The 14,407-nt window shown below is 67.7% G+C and carries 15 protein-coding genes; 9 read left to right on the top strand and 6 right to left on the bottom strand.

Going from position 1 to position 14,407, the window contains the following annotated elements:
- On the top strand, window positions 1-183 hold a 183-nt coding region (locus tag FHT36_RS24235; RefSeq protein ID WP_210257936.1), incomplete at its 5' end, for a hypothetical protein.
- A gap of 283 nt (window positions 184-466) precedes the next feature.
- On the opposite strand, the gene FHT36_RS22885 is transcribed toward FHT36_RS24235, so the two are convergent.
- Together FHT36_RS22885 and ssuD (FHT36_RS22880) are read right to left on the bottom strand one after the other, a co-directional pair.
- On the bottom strand, window positions 467-1,951 hold the full coding sequence (locus FHT36_RS22885) for an FAD/NAD(P)-binding protein (RefSeq protein ID WP_169124767.1): 1,485 nt from the start codon (window positions 1,949-1,951) through the stop codon (window positions 467-469).
- Between the two features lie 27 nt (window positions 1,952-1,978).
- Entirely contained in the window at window positions 1,979-3,202 is a 1,224-nt protein-coding gene (ssuD, locus tag FHT36_RS22880; RefSeq protein WP_169124766.1) for an FMNH2-dependent alkanesulfonate monooxygenase, read from the bottom strand.
- Between the two features lie 221 nt (window positions 3,203-3,423).
- Here ssuD (FHT36_RS22880) and FHT36_RS22875 point away from each other — a divergent pair, with 221 nt between their 5' ends.
- Genes FHT36_RS22875 through FHT36_RS22860 form a run of 4 tightly spaced genes read left to right on the top strand, consistent with a single transcriptional unit; the run spans window position 3,424 to window position 6,699 of the window.
- Window positions 3,424-3,996: a flavin reductase family protein gene (locus FHT36_RS22875; protein ID WP_169124765.1), complete on the top strand. Its 573-nt coding sequence runs from the start codon at window positions 3,424-3,426 to the stop codon at window positions 3,994-3,996.
- A 25-nt stretch (window positions 3,997-4,021) separates the two neighbouring features.
- The gene (locus FHT36_RS22870) at window positions 4,022-4,981 is read left to right on the top strand and encodes a sulfonate ABC transporter substrate-binding protein (RefSeq protein ID WP_169124764.1); all 960 of its coding nucleotides are present in this window, start codon (window positions 4,022-4,024) and stop codon (window positions 4,979-4,981) included.
- A 21-nt stretch (window positions 4,982-5,002) separates the two neighbouring features.
- On the top strand, window positions 5,003-5,884 hold the full coding sequence (ssuC, locus tag FHT36_RS22865) for an aliphatic sulfonate ABC transporter permease SsuC (protein WP_169124763.1): 882 nt from the start codon (window positions 5,003-5,005) through the stop codon (window positions 5,882-5,884).
- The gene (locus FHT36_RS22860) at window positions 5,884-6,699 is read left to right on the top strand and encodes an ATP-binding cassette domain-containing protein (RefSeq protein WP_169124762.1); all 816 of its coding nucleotides are present in this window, start codon (window positions 5,884-5,886) and stop codon (window positions 6,697-6,699) included. The genes ssuC and FHT36_RS22860 overlap by 1 nt, the downstream gene beginning before the upstream one ends.
- A gap of 67 nt (window positions 6,700-6,766) precedes the next feature.
- On the opposite strand, the gene FHT36_RS22855 is transcribed toward FHT36_RS22860, so the two are convergent.
- Window positions 6,767-7,636, bottom strand: coding sequence for an ABC transporter permease (locus FHT36_RS22855; RefSeq protein ID WP_169124761.1), 870 nt, complete (start codon window positions 7,634-7,636; stop codon window positions 6,767-6,769).
- 205 nt (window positions 7,637-7,841) lie between these two features.
- Between FHT36_RS22855 and FHT36_RS22850 the strand changes: the two genes are divergently transcribed.
- Complete coding sequence (locus FHT36_RS22850) at window positions 7,842-8,237, top strand: hypothetical protein (protein ID WP_210257934.1); 396 nt, start codon at window positions 7,842-7,844, stop codon at window positions 8,235-8,237.
- An 87-nt stretch (window positions 8,238-8,324) separates the two neighbouring features.
- On the opposite strand, the gene FHT36_RS22845 is transcribed toward FHT36_RS22850, so the two are convergent.
- From FHT36_RS22845 to ssuD (FHT36_RS22835), 3 genes are read right to left on the bottom strand one after another with little or no spacing between them, the layout of a single operon-like run.
- The gene (locus FHT36_RS22845) at window positions 8,325-9,146 is read right to left on the bottom strand and encodes an ABC transporter ATP-binding protein (protein ID WP_210257933.1); all 822 of its coding nucleotides are present in this window, start codon (window positions 9,144-9,146) and stop codon (window positions 8,325-8,327) included.
- Window positions 9,147-9,156: 10 nt separating this feature from the next.
- Entirely contained in the window at window positions 9,157-10,170 is a 1,014-nt protein-coding gene (locus FHT36_RS22840; protein WP_169124760.1) for an ABC transporter substrate-binding protein, read from the bottom strand.
- 20 nt (window positions 10,171-10,190) lie between these two features.
- Window positions 10,191-11,360, bottom strand: a complete 1,170-nt coding sequence (ssuD, locus tag FHT36_RS22835) for an FMNH2-dependent alkanesulfonate monooxygenase (RefSeq protein ID WP_169124759.1) — start codon at window positions 11,358-11,360, stop codon at window positions 10,191-10,193.
- A gap of 376 nt (window positions 11,361-11,736) precedes the next feature.
- Here ssuD (FHT36_RS22835) and FHT36_RS22830 point away from each other — a divergent pair, with 376 nt between their 5' ends.
- The 3 genes from FHT36_RS22830 to msrA all read left to right on the top strand — a co-directional run bounded on the left by FHT36_RS22830 (window position 11,737) and on the right by msrA (window position 14,301).
- Window positions 11,737-13,101 (top strand): bifunctional diguanylate cyclase/phosphodiesterase, encoded by a 1,365-nt coding sequence (locus FHT36_RS22830; RefSeq protein ID WP_169124758.1) that lies wholly within the window; start codon window positions 11,737-11,739, stop codon window positions 13,099-13,101.
- Window positions 13,102-13,190: 89 nt separating this feature from the next.
- A complete protein-coding gene (locus FHT36_RS22825) occupies window positions 13,191-13,505 on the top strand; it encodes a hypothetical protein (RefSeq protein ID WP_169124757.1) in 315 nt (104 codons plus the stop codon).
- A gap of 139 nt (window positions 13,506-13,644) precedes the next feature.
- Window positions 13,645-14,301, top strand: a complete 657-nt coding sequence (msrA, locus tag FHT36_RS22820) for a peptide-methionine (S)-S-oxide reductase MsrA (RefSeq protein WP_169124756.1) — start codon at window positions 13,645-13,647, stop codon at window positions 14,299-14,301.
- Window positions 14,302-14,407 lie beyond the last annotated feature (106 nt).

The raw sequence follows: 14,407 nt of genomic DNA, 5'->3' as shown, positions 1-14,407 counted from the left end.
CTCACAGGTCAGTTCCAGCTTCTCAGCCAGAAGAGACCCCGCAAGGACTCCGCCGTCCACGTTTCTCTTTCTTCTGTCATACATGTCAAACAGCGCGCCCTGTCGGGCAAATTCTGCCTCGCCGAAGCGAGAGCCTCACACCCTTGGGAGGGTCCAGAGAACACCTTTCCGTCCGGCTTTTGACCGGCTGCCACTACGGACAGTGGAGAGGAGAGCTCCGGGGAAGCGCCGTCCCGCCATGCGGCGGCGCCCCGTCAGTGATGTGGCTTATAAGGGGGCCCCTCAGACCTGTCAACACCCTTGTTTTGGAGCCCGCTGGGATCTGTTGCCGGCTGTGGAAAACTCAGCCTCTAAAGCGCCGACTTTGACGAAAACCCGATGAAAATCAAGAAGATAAGATCTTCCACATGGGCATCGACGCCCCACCCGTCTACCACCGACCACTGCCGAAAGCGGCCGATCCGTCTCAAATTCCTTCGCCGAGATCGACGAATTCCGCGATCAGGCGCGCATCGGGGCGCTGGCGACGGCTCGCCGGACGCGCCAATTCCTCGACGAGCTGGTGCACCTGCACCGCGATTTCCGGCACCGCTGTCACCTCCCAGAAGGCCGGACGCGACAAGGGCCCGAGCGCGTGCAGCCACGTGGAGGCGTGGCCATAGCGATCCAGCAGCGCGGTTCCGCGGGTCTCCAGGCCCAGGCCCAAGGGATCAGGCCGAATGCGGCCAGTCTCCCGCAGCCCGTCGAACGGCGGAACGGCAAGGCCGGCGAAATCCGAGCGCGGTCCGGTGCAATTCACGACCCGCGCCACCTCAAGCGACAGCGCGCGGCCGGAATGGCGCCTGCGCAGCGTCGCGGCGACGCCGCCGGGCACGAGGTCGAGGCTGGCGATACGGCCGGCGATGACCGTGAGTTGCCCGGACTGAACGAGCGCGCCGAAGGCATCGGCGATGCGCGGCGCCATGCGGTGCCGGTGAATGTCCCACCAGGTGCGCCCATGGCGCAGGAAACGCTCACGCGCCTTTTGCGGCCAGCCGGCCCAGACGGCCGCCAGAGCAGGGCGCGCGGCGTCCATCACCCGCTGCCACGGCACTCCGCGCACGGCCGCCTGCCGGACCGCCCCGCGGATGAGGCGCAGCGCCCGTATCGGGTCGCGAGCCTCCGCTGGATCGAGGAACGGCTCCACGCCCCCCAGCCGGCCCGCCACATCCGCATGGACATGGGGCACCAGGCCGTGGCGGGACACGCTCCAGATCGGTCCGCGATGGCCGCGCGCCTCGAGCATCAGCGCGACGTCCACCATGGTGAGGCCCGAGCCGATGAGGAGAACCGGGGCATCGGGCGAAAGGGTGTCGATGTCCTGCCATCGCCACGGGTCCGGCACGAACAGCGGGCTGTCATAGACACCGCCGTCTCGGGTGCGCGGTGGGCGGGGCGGGAGATTGCCCGTGGCGAGCACCACATGGGTGCCCTCGATGCGCCGCCCATCGGAGAGGGTGACGCTGGGCACCGGGCGATCGGAGACGCGAACCACCTCGCCACGAACGCGGCGCAGACGCCCATTGCGCGCCGCGAGCGCCGTTTCCAGCCGCTCCGCGAGGTAGGCACCGAACAAGGCGCGCGGCACGAATGCGCGGGCGAGATCGCCACCCGCCTCCTCGATGGCGGCGGAAAGATCGGCGCCGCTCGCCTTCAGCCATTGGGCGAAGCTGGGCTTGAGGCCAACCTCCATGCGCGCCACCGGTACGTTGAGCAGGTGGCGCGGGTCACAGGCGCCATAAGCGAGGCCGGGACCGGCCTTCGCCTCCCGCTCCACCAGCACCACGTCGAGCCGCGCGGCAGCGGCCGCCAGCGCGAACAGGGTTCCGCTGAAGCCGCCGCCGACGACCACCACGTTGGTGCGCGCGTCCCGCTGCGGGTCCCCGCCCTGCGCTTCCCAGGCATTCAGCATGGCGTTGCTCCTCGCGAGGCGGTCCGGTCAGGAGGCGGAGACGCGGCGTGCCTCAGGTACAATGGCATTGCCGATGATCTCCCCGAACGGACCGCGATGATTGGTGACAACGCCCGGCGCGCCGGTTCCGGCTGCACGCGGCAGCAGCGGCAGCACGCTTTCGCCGAAGCGATAGGCCTCCTCCAGGTGAGGATAGCCCGAGAGAACAAAGGTATCGACGCCCACCGCCATGTATTCCTTCAACCGCTCGGCCACGGTCTCCGGATCGCCCACGAGGGCGGTTCCGGCGCCGCCGCGCACGAGGCCCACGCCGGCCCACAGATTGGGCGCCACTTCCAGCTTGTCGCGCCGGCCGCCATGCAGCGCGCTCATCCGGCGCTGGCCTTCGGAATCCATGCGGGAGAACACCTTTTGCGCCTCGGCGATGGTCGCGTCGTCCACATAGCGGATCAGGTCGTCCGCTGCCGCCCAGGCCTCGGCCGCCGTATCGCGAACGATGACATGGAGGCGCACGCCGAAGGTCACCTCGCGGCCCAGCGCGGCAGCGCGGGCGCGGATGTCCCGGATCTTCTCCGCCACCTGCGCCGGGGGTTCGCCCCAGGTGAGATATTTCTGCACCTGCCGCGCCGCCACATCATGGGCCGGCGCGGAGGAGCCGCCGAAGAACAAAGGCGGATGCGGCTGCTGGACCGGCGGATAGAGAAGCTTGCCACCCTCCACCTTGAAGTGCTTGCCCTCGAAGTTCACGTCCTCACCCTTCAGAAGGCGGGTGTAGACGTCGAGGAACTCGGCGGTGATCTCGTAGCGCTCCGCATGGTCGGCGAAGAAGCCGTCGCCCTTGTTTTCCACCGGGTCGCCGCCGGTGACGACATTGATCAGGGCGCGACCACCGGAGATGCGGTCAAGCGTCGCCGTCATGCGCGCGGCCACGGCCGGCGAGAGCAGGCCGGGGCGCACCGCCACCAGAAAGCGCAGGCGTTCGGTGAGGCCGGCCAAAGCGGAGGCCACGATCCAGCTGTCCTCGCAGCTGCGGCCGGTCGGGATGAGCACGCCGAAATAGCCGAGCTGGTCCGCCGCCTGGGCGATCTGCCGGAGATAGCCGAGGCTCACCTCGCGCGCCTTGTGCGACGTGCCGAGATAGTGGCCATCCCCATGGGTGGGCAGGAACCACAGGACGTTGGCTTCGGTCGCAGCGGGCGGGGTCGGATCAGCGACAGCGGACGTGGCAAAGAACGACGCGGGACTGGTCATCGACAGGCTCCAGATGGGGCCGGAAGCGTCGGGCCCACGCCCTCCGGCTTTAATTCGATAAACTTGATAGAATTTATTGACCGCCTTTGATCGGCCTGTCTATTCTTTTCTCCGATCCACCCCCTCCGGATTCCTCCGGAGGCGCGCTGGAACGTGTTGCCCTGAGGGGCTGAACCCGCGGGCAGGACCTTTTCGCCCGCACGTTCGAAGAAGGCAGATCGATGAACGCGCACGTCGCCGCCGCCCTGAGCCAGCCGACCCAAGTCTCGCCCGCTCCCGCCCCGGCTCCCTCCCCCGCTCCCGAGCTTTCCGCCGCCTCGCTCGCCTTTCGCAGCGCCATGCGCAAGCTGGCCGGTGCCGTGAGCGTGCTCACGGTGGGCCAGGGCGACGAGCGCACCGGCCTCACCGCGACGTCGGTCACTTCCCTTTCGGTGGAGCCGCCGACGCTCCTCATCTGCGTCAACCGCGCCACCTCTTCGGTCGTGCCGCTGCTGAAGGAACGCGCCTTCGCCATCAACGTGCTGCGGCCGCATCACGAGCCGGTGGCCGATCGCTTCGCCGGCAAGGGCGGCCTCAAGGGCCCGGCCCGCTATGACGGCGCCGACTGGACCCGCCTCTCTACCGGCGCGCCGGTGCTCGCCGACGCGCTCGCCGCTTTCGACTGCGAGCTGGAAGACGTCATCGAGCGGCACTCGCACCTCATCGTCATCGGCCGGGTGGTGGCCTCCCGCATCACCGAGAGCGCCGAACCCCTCCTCTACTGGGCCGGCAGCTATCGCGGCCTCTCCTTCTGATCCCCCCATTCCAAGGAACCGAGACATGAGCACGGGCATCACGCGCCGACACTTCGCCGTCCTCGCCTCCAGCCTCGCGGGGGCGCTTGCCCTGGGCGCGGGCCCGGCACGCGCTCAGGAAAAGGTGGTGCGCATCGGCTACCAGAAATACGGCACCCTCATCCTGCTGAAGAACAAGGGTCTGCTGGAGCCCCTCCTGAAGCCGCTCGGCTACAGCGTGAAATGGGCGGAGTTCCCGGCCGGCCCGCAGCTGCTGGAAGCGCTCAATGCCGGCGCGGTGGACTTCGGCAACACCGGCGAGGCCCCGCCCATCTTCGCTCAGGCGGCCGGCGCACCCCTCGTTTATGTGGGCTACGAGCCCGCCGCCCCGCAGGGCGAGGCCATCCTCGTGCCCAAGGACAGCCCGCTGAAGACCGTCGCCGACCTCAAGGGCAAGACGGTGGCGCTGAACAAGGGCTCCAACGTCCACTATCTCCTCGTGAAGGCGCTGGAGAAGGCGGGCGTGCCCTATTCCGACATCAAGACCGCCTATCTCACCCCGGCCGACGCCCGCGCCGCCTTCGAGCGCGGCTCGGTGGACGCCTGGGCGATCTGGGACCCCTTCCAGGCGGCGGCGGAAAAGACCATCGACGCGCGCCAGCTCGCCGACGGCACCGGCATCGTCTCCAACTACCAGTTCTATCTCTCGACCAGATCCTTCGTGGATCAGGCGCCGCAGGTGGTGGACGTGCTGCTGAAGGGCGTCGCCGAAGTCGGCGCGTGGGTGAAGGCGAACCCGAAGGCGGCCGCCGCCGAATTCTCGCCGCTCATCGGCATCCCCGCCCCGATCCTGGAGGTCGCCCTCGCCCGCCAGCAGTATGACGTGAAGCCGATCACCCCCGAGGTGGCGGCGGCGCAGCAGAAGGTGGCGGACGCCTTCCTGGCCCTCGGCCTCATCCCCAAGCCGATCCGCATCGCCGACGCCTTGCGCGCGCCGAAGTCGTGACCGGGACGCGAGGAGCCTGCCATGAGCCCGCCCGCCCAAAGTGAGGCCGCCCTTCTGCCGGCGGCGGCCGTGTCCGTCGCCGCGGAAACCGCGGATATCCGTCGCCTCGCCGGTGCCCGCGCTGCCGCGGTCGGCCGTGCGCTCCTGCCATGGGCGCTGCCCCTCGGGGTGCTGGCCCTGTGGCAGGCGGCGGCCAGCCTCGGCTTCCTGTCCTCTCGGGTGCTGCCGGCGCCGAGCGACGTGGCGGTCGCCTTCTGGCGGGCGCTGGGCGACGGCTCGCTCCTCACCAATGTGGCGGTCTCCACCCGGCGGGCGCTGATAGGCCTCGCCATCGGCGGCTCCATCGGCTTTGCGCTGGGGGTGCTGAACGGCATCGTGCGGCCGGCGGAGACGGCGTTCGATTCCACCATGCAGATGCTGCGCAACGTGCCGCATCTCGCCATCATCCCGCTGGTGATCCTGTGGTTCGGCATCGACGAGGAGGCGAAGATCTTCCTCGTCGCCATTGGCGTCGCCTTCCCGATCTATCTCAACACCTTCCACGGCATCCGCACGGTGGACCGCGGCCTGGTGGAGATGGCGCGCGTCTATGGCCTGTCCAGCACCGCACTGTTCTGGCGCATCGTGCTGCCGGGGGCGCTGCCCTCGGTGCTCGTGGGGCTGCGCTATGCGCTCGGCATCATGTGGCTGACGCTGATCGTCGCCGAGACCATCTCCTCCACCGAGGGCATCGGCTACATGACCATGAACGCCCGCGAGTTCCTGCAGACCGACGTGGTGGTGCTGGGCGTGCTCGCCTATGCCCTCCTCGGCAAGCTCGCCGACAGCTTCACCCGCGCCATCGAGCGGCGGGCGCTGGCCTGGCATCCCGCCTATCAGCACGGCTCGGAAGGAGCGGCCTGATGGAAATCTTCGCCGCCGCCGACGCCGACGTCGCCGCGAAGGTGCGCGCCGACGAAATCCGCGCGACCTTCACCCCGCCCGAGCCGCGCGCGAGCGCCCCGCGCTGGAAGGGCGAGCCCATCCATCTTTCCGCCGTCACCAAGAGCTTCGGCGCCCGCCCCGTGCTGCGCCGACTGGATCTCGATGTTCCGGCCGGGCAGTTCCTCGCCGTGGTCGGCCGCTCGGGCGGTGGCAAGACCACGCTCATGCGCCTGATCTGCGGGCTCGACCTCGCCACCTCCGGCGAGGTGCGGGTCGGTGAAAGCCGGGTCACTGGCCTGATGCCGCAGGTGCGCCTGCTGTTCCAGGATGCGCGCCTTGCGCCATGGCAGCGCGTGCTTGCCAATGTGGGCATCGCGCGCGGTCCGCACTGGCGCGAGGAGGCCCATGCGGCGCTACGCGACGTGGGCCTCGCCGATCGGGGCCGGGACTGGCCGTCGGTCCTCTCCGGCGGGCAGAAGCAGCGCGTATCGCTGGCCCGCGCCCTGGTATCACGCCCCGGCGTGCTGCTGCTGGACGAGCCGTTCGGCGCCCTCGACGCGTTGACCCGTACCGAGATGCACCGCCTCACCGAGCGCATCTGGACCGAGCACGGATTTACCGTGGTGCTCATCACCCATGATGTGGCCGAGGCGGTGGCGCTGGCGGATCGGGTGGTGGTGCTGCGGCAGGGCGAGATCGCCCTCGACGTGCCGGTGGACTTGCCCCGCCCGCGCACCGGCATCGCGTCCGCCGAGGCACTCGACCTCCAGCGGCGCATTCTCGCCGCCGTCTGAACACCCCGACAAACGAAAAGGGCGCCCGGTGACGAGCCGGGCGCCCTTTCCGTTTCTGCGTGAAGCCTCAGCGCTGGAGGCCCCAGGCGCGCACGGTGCGCTGCTCCACGAGGCGGAACAGCACCTCCACCAGAAGACCAATCAGGATGACGGTGACGAGGCCGGCGAACACGCGGTCTGTGAGCAGTTCATTCCGGTTGCGATAGATGAACCAGCCGAGTCCGCCCGAGCGGGAGGAGACGCCGAACACCAGCTCCGCCGCGATCAGCGTGCGCCAGGCAAAGGCCCAAGCAATCTTCAGGCCCGACAGGAGCGAGGGCAGCGCCGCTGGAATGAGGATGAGCGCCACATAGGCCGGCCCCTTCAGCCCGTAATTGCGGCCGACGAGACGCTGCGTCTCCGGCACCTGCTCGAAGCCGGTCAGCGCCGCGAGCGCGAACGGCCAGAGCACCGCATGTACCATCACCAGCAGCAGACTCGCCTCGCCGAGGCCGAGCCACAACATAGCGAGGGGCAGCAGCGCGATGGCCGGCAGCGGATTGAACATTGCGGTGAGGGTGAGCAGCACTTCCTTCACGAAGGGCACGGCGATGGCCACCGAGACGAACACCAGCGCGAGGGCCAGCGCCAGCACATAGCCCTTTATCAGCACAGTCAGCGAGGCAATGGAGGCCGGGAACAGATCCTCATGGCGCAGCGCCTCGACCAGCGCCGAGATGGTGTCGGTGAAGGTGGGAAAAAGAAGCGGGCTGTTCTGCCACGTCGCCGCCACCTGCCACAAAACAGCAAGGCCCGCGAGCACCACGAGCCGGCGCACCACGGTGAAGCGCCAGAGGCCCGCGCCGGCCGTGGCGAGCCATTGTGCCGGCGCTGTGCGGGTCGTGGCGTGGGCCACCCGGAACAGGGCAGGCTGCCGGCTGAGATCGATGTCGGACATGGCGGACCTCATGGTCTTGTCAGGCAGCTCACGGGTGGAGAAATGCCAATTGGTGTTCGTCAACGCGTTCCGGGCGCAACCAACGCTCCGGATCAGAGCGTCAAAGCCGCAGGTCTCGACTAACTTCACGAGACGCCGGAAACACAACCGGATGTCGGCTTGATATTCTTCAAAAGCCTTGCGACAGTCCCACGCGTAAATTCACATGGGGGAGTGGGGTAAAATGGGGAAAAGAAGAAACATCAGCGTATTCAGCTCCGTATTTCTGCTTTTTACATGCGCCCTTTATATTGACGTTGCGTCAGCTCAAACCGGAAAGAGCGGCGAATTCACTATCCATAACGAGACCGAGGCAAATACTGTCGTCGGTTTCTATACAAATGACGGGACCGGCTGGAGCACCAACTGGCTGAGCGAGCCGGTCGGCCCCGGCGACAACGCCGCCCTCGTCTTCACCAAGACCAGCGGCCGTTGCCAGCAAACGCTGCGTGTGGGCTGGCGCGGGAAGTCGGGCGGCGAAGTGAAGGATGATCCGATCCGCATCGACATCTGCAAGGCCAGCAACGTCTACCTGCACGACAACGACATCACCTACGATTGAGCCATGGGCCGGCGGCGGAACACACACCGTCGCCGGCTCCCCTCGCGCTCCGCTCATCTCCACGGCCTTCGGCCCCTGCCCCCAACGTCAGTCATGGCGGGCTCCGTCGGCGAAGAGCAGGTCGCTCACCTCCCGCACCACGCCCTCGAAGGCCGGCGAGCCGCGCTCGGCGAGGCCGAGGCCGGACGTATCGAAGCTGGCGATGGTGCGGCCGGGATGGGCGGCGAGAAGATGCAGTCGCGTGCCGATCAGCACCGCCTCGTCGATGGCATGGGTGACGAAGACGAGGGTGAAGCCCTGTTCCTCGGCAAGCCGCAACAGATCTTCCTGAAGGGTGCGCCGGGTGAGGGCATCGAGCGCCGCGAATGGCTCGTCCATCAACAGAACGTCCGGCTCGGCGGCAAGCGCCCGGGCGATGGCGGCGCGCTGCTTCATGCCCCCGGACAGCGTGTGCGGATAGGCATCGAAGGCGCGGGCGAGGCCAACCTTGGCGAGCGCCGCACGCGCCCGCTCGCGGGCCTCCTTCAGGGGCACCTTGCGGGCGACGCGCAGCGGGAAGGCGACGTTGTCCGTGATGCTCTTCCAGGGCAGCAGCTGGTCGAATTCCTGGAACACCACGATGCGGTCCGGCCCCGGCCCGCGAACCTCCTTGCCGCGCAGGCTCACCGTACCGGCGGCGGGCTTCAGGAAGCCGGCCAGCGCCTTGAGGATGGAGGACTTCCCGCAGCCCGAGGGGCCGAGCAGCACCAGGCGCTCCCGCGCATGGACGGTGAAGCTCACATCCTCCACCGCCCGGTGCCGGCCCGCCGGACCGGCATAGTCAAGGGTGATGCCGCGCGCCTCCAGCACGGCCGGGGCGGCGGGCGTCAAGGTGGGCATGGCGGCGGAAACGGGGGAGTGGACCGTCATCGCATCCCCCTCAGCTGCCCGACGCGGAATGCAGGTCCTCGAAGGTGAAGTCCTTGAAGCTCGTCGGCTTCGCCTTGATGGCCCCGATGCGGTTCATGAAATCCGCGAACTTCAGCGTGCCCAGCGGAACAAGCGTGTATTGCGTGTCCGGATCGCTCAGCACTTCGGCGACGAAGGCGGGATCGAGCTTGGATTTCTCGACCTTCACATAGATGTCCGCCGCCTCCTTCTTGTTCTGCTCCACCCATTTGGTCGCTTCCTCGAAGGCTTCGAGGAAGGCCTTGTAGGTCTTCGGGTTCTCCTGCCGGAACTTGACGGTGGCATAGGCCACCGTGGGCGTCACCGGGCCGCCGAAGATGTCGTAGGAGGAAAACACCTTGTGGATCTTGGGATCCTTCAGCGCGTGGTTCTGGAACGGCGCGTTGGAGAGATAGCCGGTGATCTCGGTGGAGCCGGAGAGAAGGGCCGCCGTGGCGTCCGGATGGGGCAGCGTCACCATCAGGGCGTCGAGCTTCTTGGCATTGCCCGGCCCGAAGGTCTGCTCGGCGGCGAGCTGGAGGATGCGCGCCTGGACCGACACGCCGGCCACCGGCATGGCGATCTTGTCCTTCTCCGTGAAGTCCTTGATGTTCTTCACGTTGGGATTGTTGGTGAGCAGATAGTTGGGCTGTGCCCCGAAGGCGCCGACGATCTTCACCTCGTTGGAGGTGCCGCGGGTCTTGTCCCACAAGGTGAGGAAGGGCCCGATGCCGGCGGAGGCGATGTCGATGTTGCCGGCGAGCAGCGCGTCGTTCACCGCCGAGCCCCCGGAAAGCTGGATCCAATCCACCTTGATGTCGATGCCCAGCGCCTTGCCGCGCTGCTCCACCAGCCCCTTTTCCTTCATCACGTGGAAGGGCGTGTAGAGGGTGCCGAACTGCTGGGCGATGCGCAGCACGCCCTCCGCCTGAGCGGGGGCGGCGGCCAGCGCTGGCGCAAGGGCGAGAGCGGCGGCAAGGCCGAGGACGGTGCGACGGGTTTTCATCTCGAAGACCTCTCGAATGCTCAGGAGACGGCGGCGAGGCGCCGCTCGGCGCTGTGGGAGCCCACGGCGAATTCGTTGACGATGTTGTCGGAAACCTTGCGGCGGCGGCCGTCGATGCCGAGTTCGGGGAACAGCAGTTCCGCCACCCGGTAGGCCTCTTCCAGATGCGGGTAGCCCGAGCCGATGAAGGTCTCGATGCCGATCTCCTGATATTCGCGGATGCGGGCCGCGACGCTCTTGGGGTCGCCCACCAGCGCAGTGCCGGCGCCGCGGCGCACGAGGCCGATGCCGGCCCACAGGTTCGGCGCGATCTCCAGCTTGTTGCGATCCCCCGGCTGGAGCGCGGCCATGCGCGCCTGGCCGACGGAGTCCATCTCCACCTTGAAGCGCTTCTGCGCGTTCTCGATCTGCTCGTCGGAGATGCGGGAGATGAGCCTGTCGGCGGCGGCCCAGGCTTCCGCCTCGGTCTCGCGCACGATGAAGTGGATGCGCAGGCCGAACTTCAGCTTGCGCCCGCGCTTGGCGGCGCGGGCCTGAACGTCGGCCAGCTTGTCCTTCAGGATGTGGGGCGGCTCGCCCCAGGAGAGATAGGTGGTGACATGCTCGGCCGCGACCTCGTGGCCGGCCTCGGAAGAGCCGCCGAACCACAGAGGCGGGTGGGGCTTCTGCACCACCGGGAAATCAAGCCGCCCGTGCGCGACACGATAATACTCGCCCTCAAAATCCACCGTCTTTCCGGCCACGAGATCGCGCCAGATGGTCAGGAACTCGTCCGCCTGCGCATAGCGCTCGTCATGCTCCAGGAAGATGCCGTCGGCGCCGAGCTCCGCAGGATGACCGCCCACCACCACGTTGAGCAGCAGCCGGCCGTCGCTGAGACGGTCGAGGGCGGCCGCCTGCCGCGCAGCGAAAGCCGGCGAGGTGACGCCCGGCCTCAGCGCCACGAGGAATTTCAGGCGCTCGGTGGCGGTGGCGAGGCCCGCCGCGGTGATCCAGCTGTCCTCGCAGCTCTGCCCGGTGGGCAAAAGCACGCCCTTGAATCCGAGCCGGTCCACCGCCTGCGCCACCTCGCGGAAATAGGCGAATTCCGGCGGCCGCTGCTGCGTTTCCGAGCCGAGATAGGAGCCATCCCCATGGGTCGGGATGAACCAGAACAGGTCGGGGGCGACAGGAGACTGGGACACGCTCATGTGGAACTCCGTTATTCCACATCAGAAAGCGGCCATCACCACATAAAGTCAATGGATTTTATGCTTTTTAAAAATTGGTCGATTTTTCAATGTGATTTGAGTGGGACTGGCGGGCCCAAAGACCGACGCCGTCATGACGGCGCGAAGAAAGCCCCGGTCCACGTCGGTCAAGGCGTCCATGGCCCCGTTCAAGCTGCCTTGACCAATGCGCGGTACAACTCTAGGGAACCTCTTGGCGCCAAGGCATCCTAAGGACTGTCTTGCCGACGGTGGGCACTGCCCTCGGGCAGAGAGAGAGCGCGGCTCGCCCAGCACCGTCCGCAGTGTCAGCTCCAGCTGCGCAGGGTTGGCACGACCGGAACAGATCGGCGGTCCGATGGCACACCCGTCCTGGGATGACAGTCACAGTCGGCGCGTCAGCGCGTTGACGCTGCTTGAAGCCGTTCTGCTGATGGGCATCGGCGGCCTCTGGTGTGTTGGCCTGCTGATGATCGACAGGCCGCTGCTGGCCGGGATCAATTTCGCCATGGCCGCCCTCGGGGCATGCCTGCTGGTCCTGCTGCGGCGCGGGCAGCTTCGTCTGGCGACGCTCCTCGCCGTTCACCTCGCGCCGCTCGCCGTCGCGGCGTCCTGTCTGTTCGATAACCCTCCGCTCGGCGTGCCGAAGGCGACGGTCCTGTACTTCCTGCCGATCGCAGCCGGGAGCTATTTCGCATTCCAGCGCGACGGCCTTTACCTGCGCATCGTGCTACCGATCCTTTATCTGCTGGCCTTTATCGCCTTCAGCCTCCTACCGCTGGCGATCAGCGACCCAACCCTGCTCGTCCCGGCCGAGGCGGCACACGTGGCGGCGTGGGTGAACACCGTGCTGGCCCTTATCGCCCTGGTCTTCACCCTCGGGCTGATGCACGCCGATCTCACCGACCGTCGCGGCTGGGAACACGACCTGGGGCGGGCCATCGCCCGGGGCGAGTTCCGCCTTGCCTACCAGCCGCAGGTTGATCGCGACGGCCATCTGGTGGGCGCGGAAGCGCTCGTTCGCTGGCACAGTCCCCGACGCGGCAACGTTCCGCCCGGCCAGTTCATTCCGCTGGCGGAGGAAACCGGCCAGATCGTCGCCATCGGAGACTGGGTGCTGCGCGCCGCCTGCGCACAGCTTGCCAAGTGGAACGCGCAGCCCGGCACCGCGCATCTCACACTCTCGGTCAACATCAGCGTCGCCCAGTTCCTGCAGCCCGACTTCGTCCGAAACGTCACCGACATCTTGACGCGGAGCGGCTGCGACGTGTCACGTCTGAAGCTGGAGCTGACGGAGAGCATGCTGGCCGAGAACATGCCAGACATGGCCGCCCGCATGCAGGCTTTGTGCGACATCGGCCTCGTCTGGGCCCTCGACGACCTGGGTGCGGGCTACTCATCGCTTCAGGCGCTCGGCCAGTTTCCCTTCGCGCAGATCAAGCTCGATCAGTCGTTCGTGCGCGGCCTGCCGGCGGACGAGTCGAGTCTACGCATCGTGGAGGCCATGATTTCCCTGGCCGACACGCTCTCCCTCATGTCCGTCGCCGAGGGCGTCGAGACGGAGGAACAGTTCAGGTGCCTGGTGGAGGCCGGCTGCGAGGCATTCCAGGGCTATCTGTTCGGCCGCCCCATGGACATCGACAGCTTCGATGCGCTCATCGCGCCCGCACCCGACGCGATGGCCAGCATCATGGACGGCGGCAGCGCTCCCCACGCGCGATAGGGAGGGCGACGTACCGGGGTGCATTTGCCCGCGATCCTGCCTAAATGGGTGCCGTTGAGCCTTCGCTGCAAGGAGCCGCGCGCCGCCCCATGATCCGTTTCCTGCTCCGCTTCACCGGATTCTGGCTGCTCGCCGGCGGCTTTGTCGCTCTCATCGTGGATGGCACGCGCTCCATCGCGGCCTCCGGCCTCGTCTTGACCTCGGCGGGGGATGCCTGGTTCGCCTTGGCGCCGGGCAGCTTGGAGCGGGCGGAGACCTCGGCAAAGGCCGGGGTGCCGGCCGTGTGGAACACGGTGCTGCTCCCGCTCCTCTCCATGCCGGCCTTCGCGCTGCTCCTGCTCATCGGGCTGATCCTGATGGGCCTCGGCCGGGTACGCGAGCGCTCGCGCTTCGAGATCGGCTGATCTCCCGACCCCTCCCCTCGCGCAAGCACGGCCGCATCCCCATATTGGGGATCCAGCGGGGATTTCCCCCTGCCTCATCCAACACCATGCCGTGGCCCGAGGGTCCGATGCCCTCCGGCCGCGAGACGAGGAGCCTGCCATGTTCTGGCTGAAGAAGTCCCTCGACCTGCCCACCGCCGCCGAGGCCCTGCCCGGCCGCGCCACCACCATCCCCACCGCCGAAGTCCACTACGTGAACGGCCATGCCCTGAAGGGTCCGTATCCGCAGGGCTTCGAGACCGCCGTGTTCGCCCTCGGCTGCTTCTGGGGCGCGGAGCGCAAGTTCTGGCAGCAGGACGGCGTTTGGGCGACGGCGGTCGGCTATGTCGCCGGCCATACGCCGAACCCGACCTATGAGGAGGTCTGCTCCGGCAAGACCGGCCATACCGAAGCGGTGCTGGTGGTGTACGACCCGGCCGTGGTGTCCTACGCAGAACTGCTGAAGCTGTTCTTCGAGAGCCACGACCCCACCCAGGGCATGCGGCAGGGCAATGATGTGGGAACACAATACCGTTCCGGCATCTATGCGACGAGCCCCGAGCAGCGGGCGGAGGCGGAGGCGGCGAAGGCGGCCTATGGGCCGGCGCTGAAGGCGCGGGGCTTCCCCGCCATCACCACCGAGATCGCCGATCTCGGGCCGTTCTATTTCGCCGAGGGATATCACCAGCAGTATCTGGCGAAGAACCCCAATGGTTATTGCGGCCTCGGCGGCACGGGCGTCGCCTGCCCCATCGGCACCGGCGTCGCCGCGCAGTAGGGCAAACGCGAAGCCGCGCTGACGCGCTGGGCCTCGACGGGTTTGGCGGCGATGACGCGCCGTGCATCCCCAAGTTGGCGGCGCTCATGCGCCGCCTTGCCAAATC

Source organism: Xanthobacter sp. SG618, assembly GCF_012932745.1.
Taxonomy (GTDB): Bacteria; Pseudomonadota; Alphaproteobacteria; order Rhizobiales; family Xanthobacteraceae; genus Xanthobacter; species Xanthobacter flavus.
This window is presented reverse-complemented; position numbering and strand designations above follow the sequence as displayed.

What these genes read in the sequence shown, in the direction of transcription:
- FHT36_RS22885 (WP_169124767.1), bottom strand. Translation starts at nt 1,951, where the DNA reads ATGCTGAATGCCTGGGAAGCGCAGGGCGGGGACCCGCAGCGGGACGCG.
- ssuD (WP_169124766.1), bottom strand. Translation starts at nt 3,202, where the DNA reads ATGACCAGTCCCGCGTCGTTCTTTGCCACGTCCGCTGTCGCTGATCCG.
- FHT36_RS22875 (WP_169124765.1), top strand. Translation starts at nt 3,424, where the DNA reads ATGAACGCGCACGTCGCCGCCGCCCTGAGCCAGCCGACCCAAGTCTCG.
- FHT36_RS22870 (WP_169124764.1), top strand. Translation starts at nt 4,022, where the DNA reads ATGAGCACGGGCATCACGCGCCGACACTTCGCCGTCCTCGCCTCCAGC.
- ssuC (WP_169124763.1), top strand. Translation starts at nt 5,003, where the DNA reads ATGAGCCCGCCCGCCCAAAGTGAGGCCGCCCTTCTGCCGGCGGCGGCC.
- FHT36_RS22860 (WP_169124762.1), top strand. Translation starts at nt 5,884, where the DNA reads ATGGAAATCTTCGCCGCCGCCGACGCCGACGTCGCCGCGAAGGTGCGC.
- FHT36_RS22855 (WP_169124761.1), bottom strand. Translation starts at nt 7,636, where the DNA reads ATGTCCGACATCGATCTCAGCCGGCAGCCTGCCCTGTTCCGGGTGGCC.
- FHT36_RS22850 (WP_210257934.1), top strand. Translation starts at nt 7,842, where the DNA reads ATGGGGGAGTGGGGTAAAATGGGGAAAAGAAGAAACATCAGCGTATTC.
- FHT36_RS22845 (WP_210257933.1), bottom strand. Translation starts at nt 9,146, where the DNA reads ATGACGGTCCACTCCCCCGTTTCCGCCGCCATGCCCACCTTGACGCCC.
- FHT36_RS22840 (WP_169124760.1), bottom strand. Translation starts at nt 10,170, where the DNA reads ATGAAAACCCGTCGCACCGTCCTCGGCCTTGCCGCCGCTCTCGCCCTT.
- ssuD (WP_169124759.1), bottom strand. Translation starts at nt 11,360, where the DNA reads ATGAGCGTGTCCCAGTCTCCTGTCGCCCCCGACCTGTTCTGGTTCATC.
- FHT36_RS22830 (WP_169124758.1), top strand. Translation starts at nt 11,737, where the DNA reads ATGGCACACCCGTCCTGGGATGACAGTCACAGTCGGCGCGTCAGCGCG.
- FHT36_RS22825 (WP_169124757.1), top strand. Translation starts at nt 13,191, where the DNA reads ATGATCCGTTTCCTGCTCCGCTTCACCGGATTCTGGCTGCTCGCCGGC.
- msrA (WP_169124756.1), top strand. Translation starts at nt 13,645, where the DNA reads ATGTTCTGGCTGAAGAAGTCCCTCGACCTGCCCACCGCCGCCGAGGCC.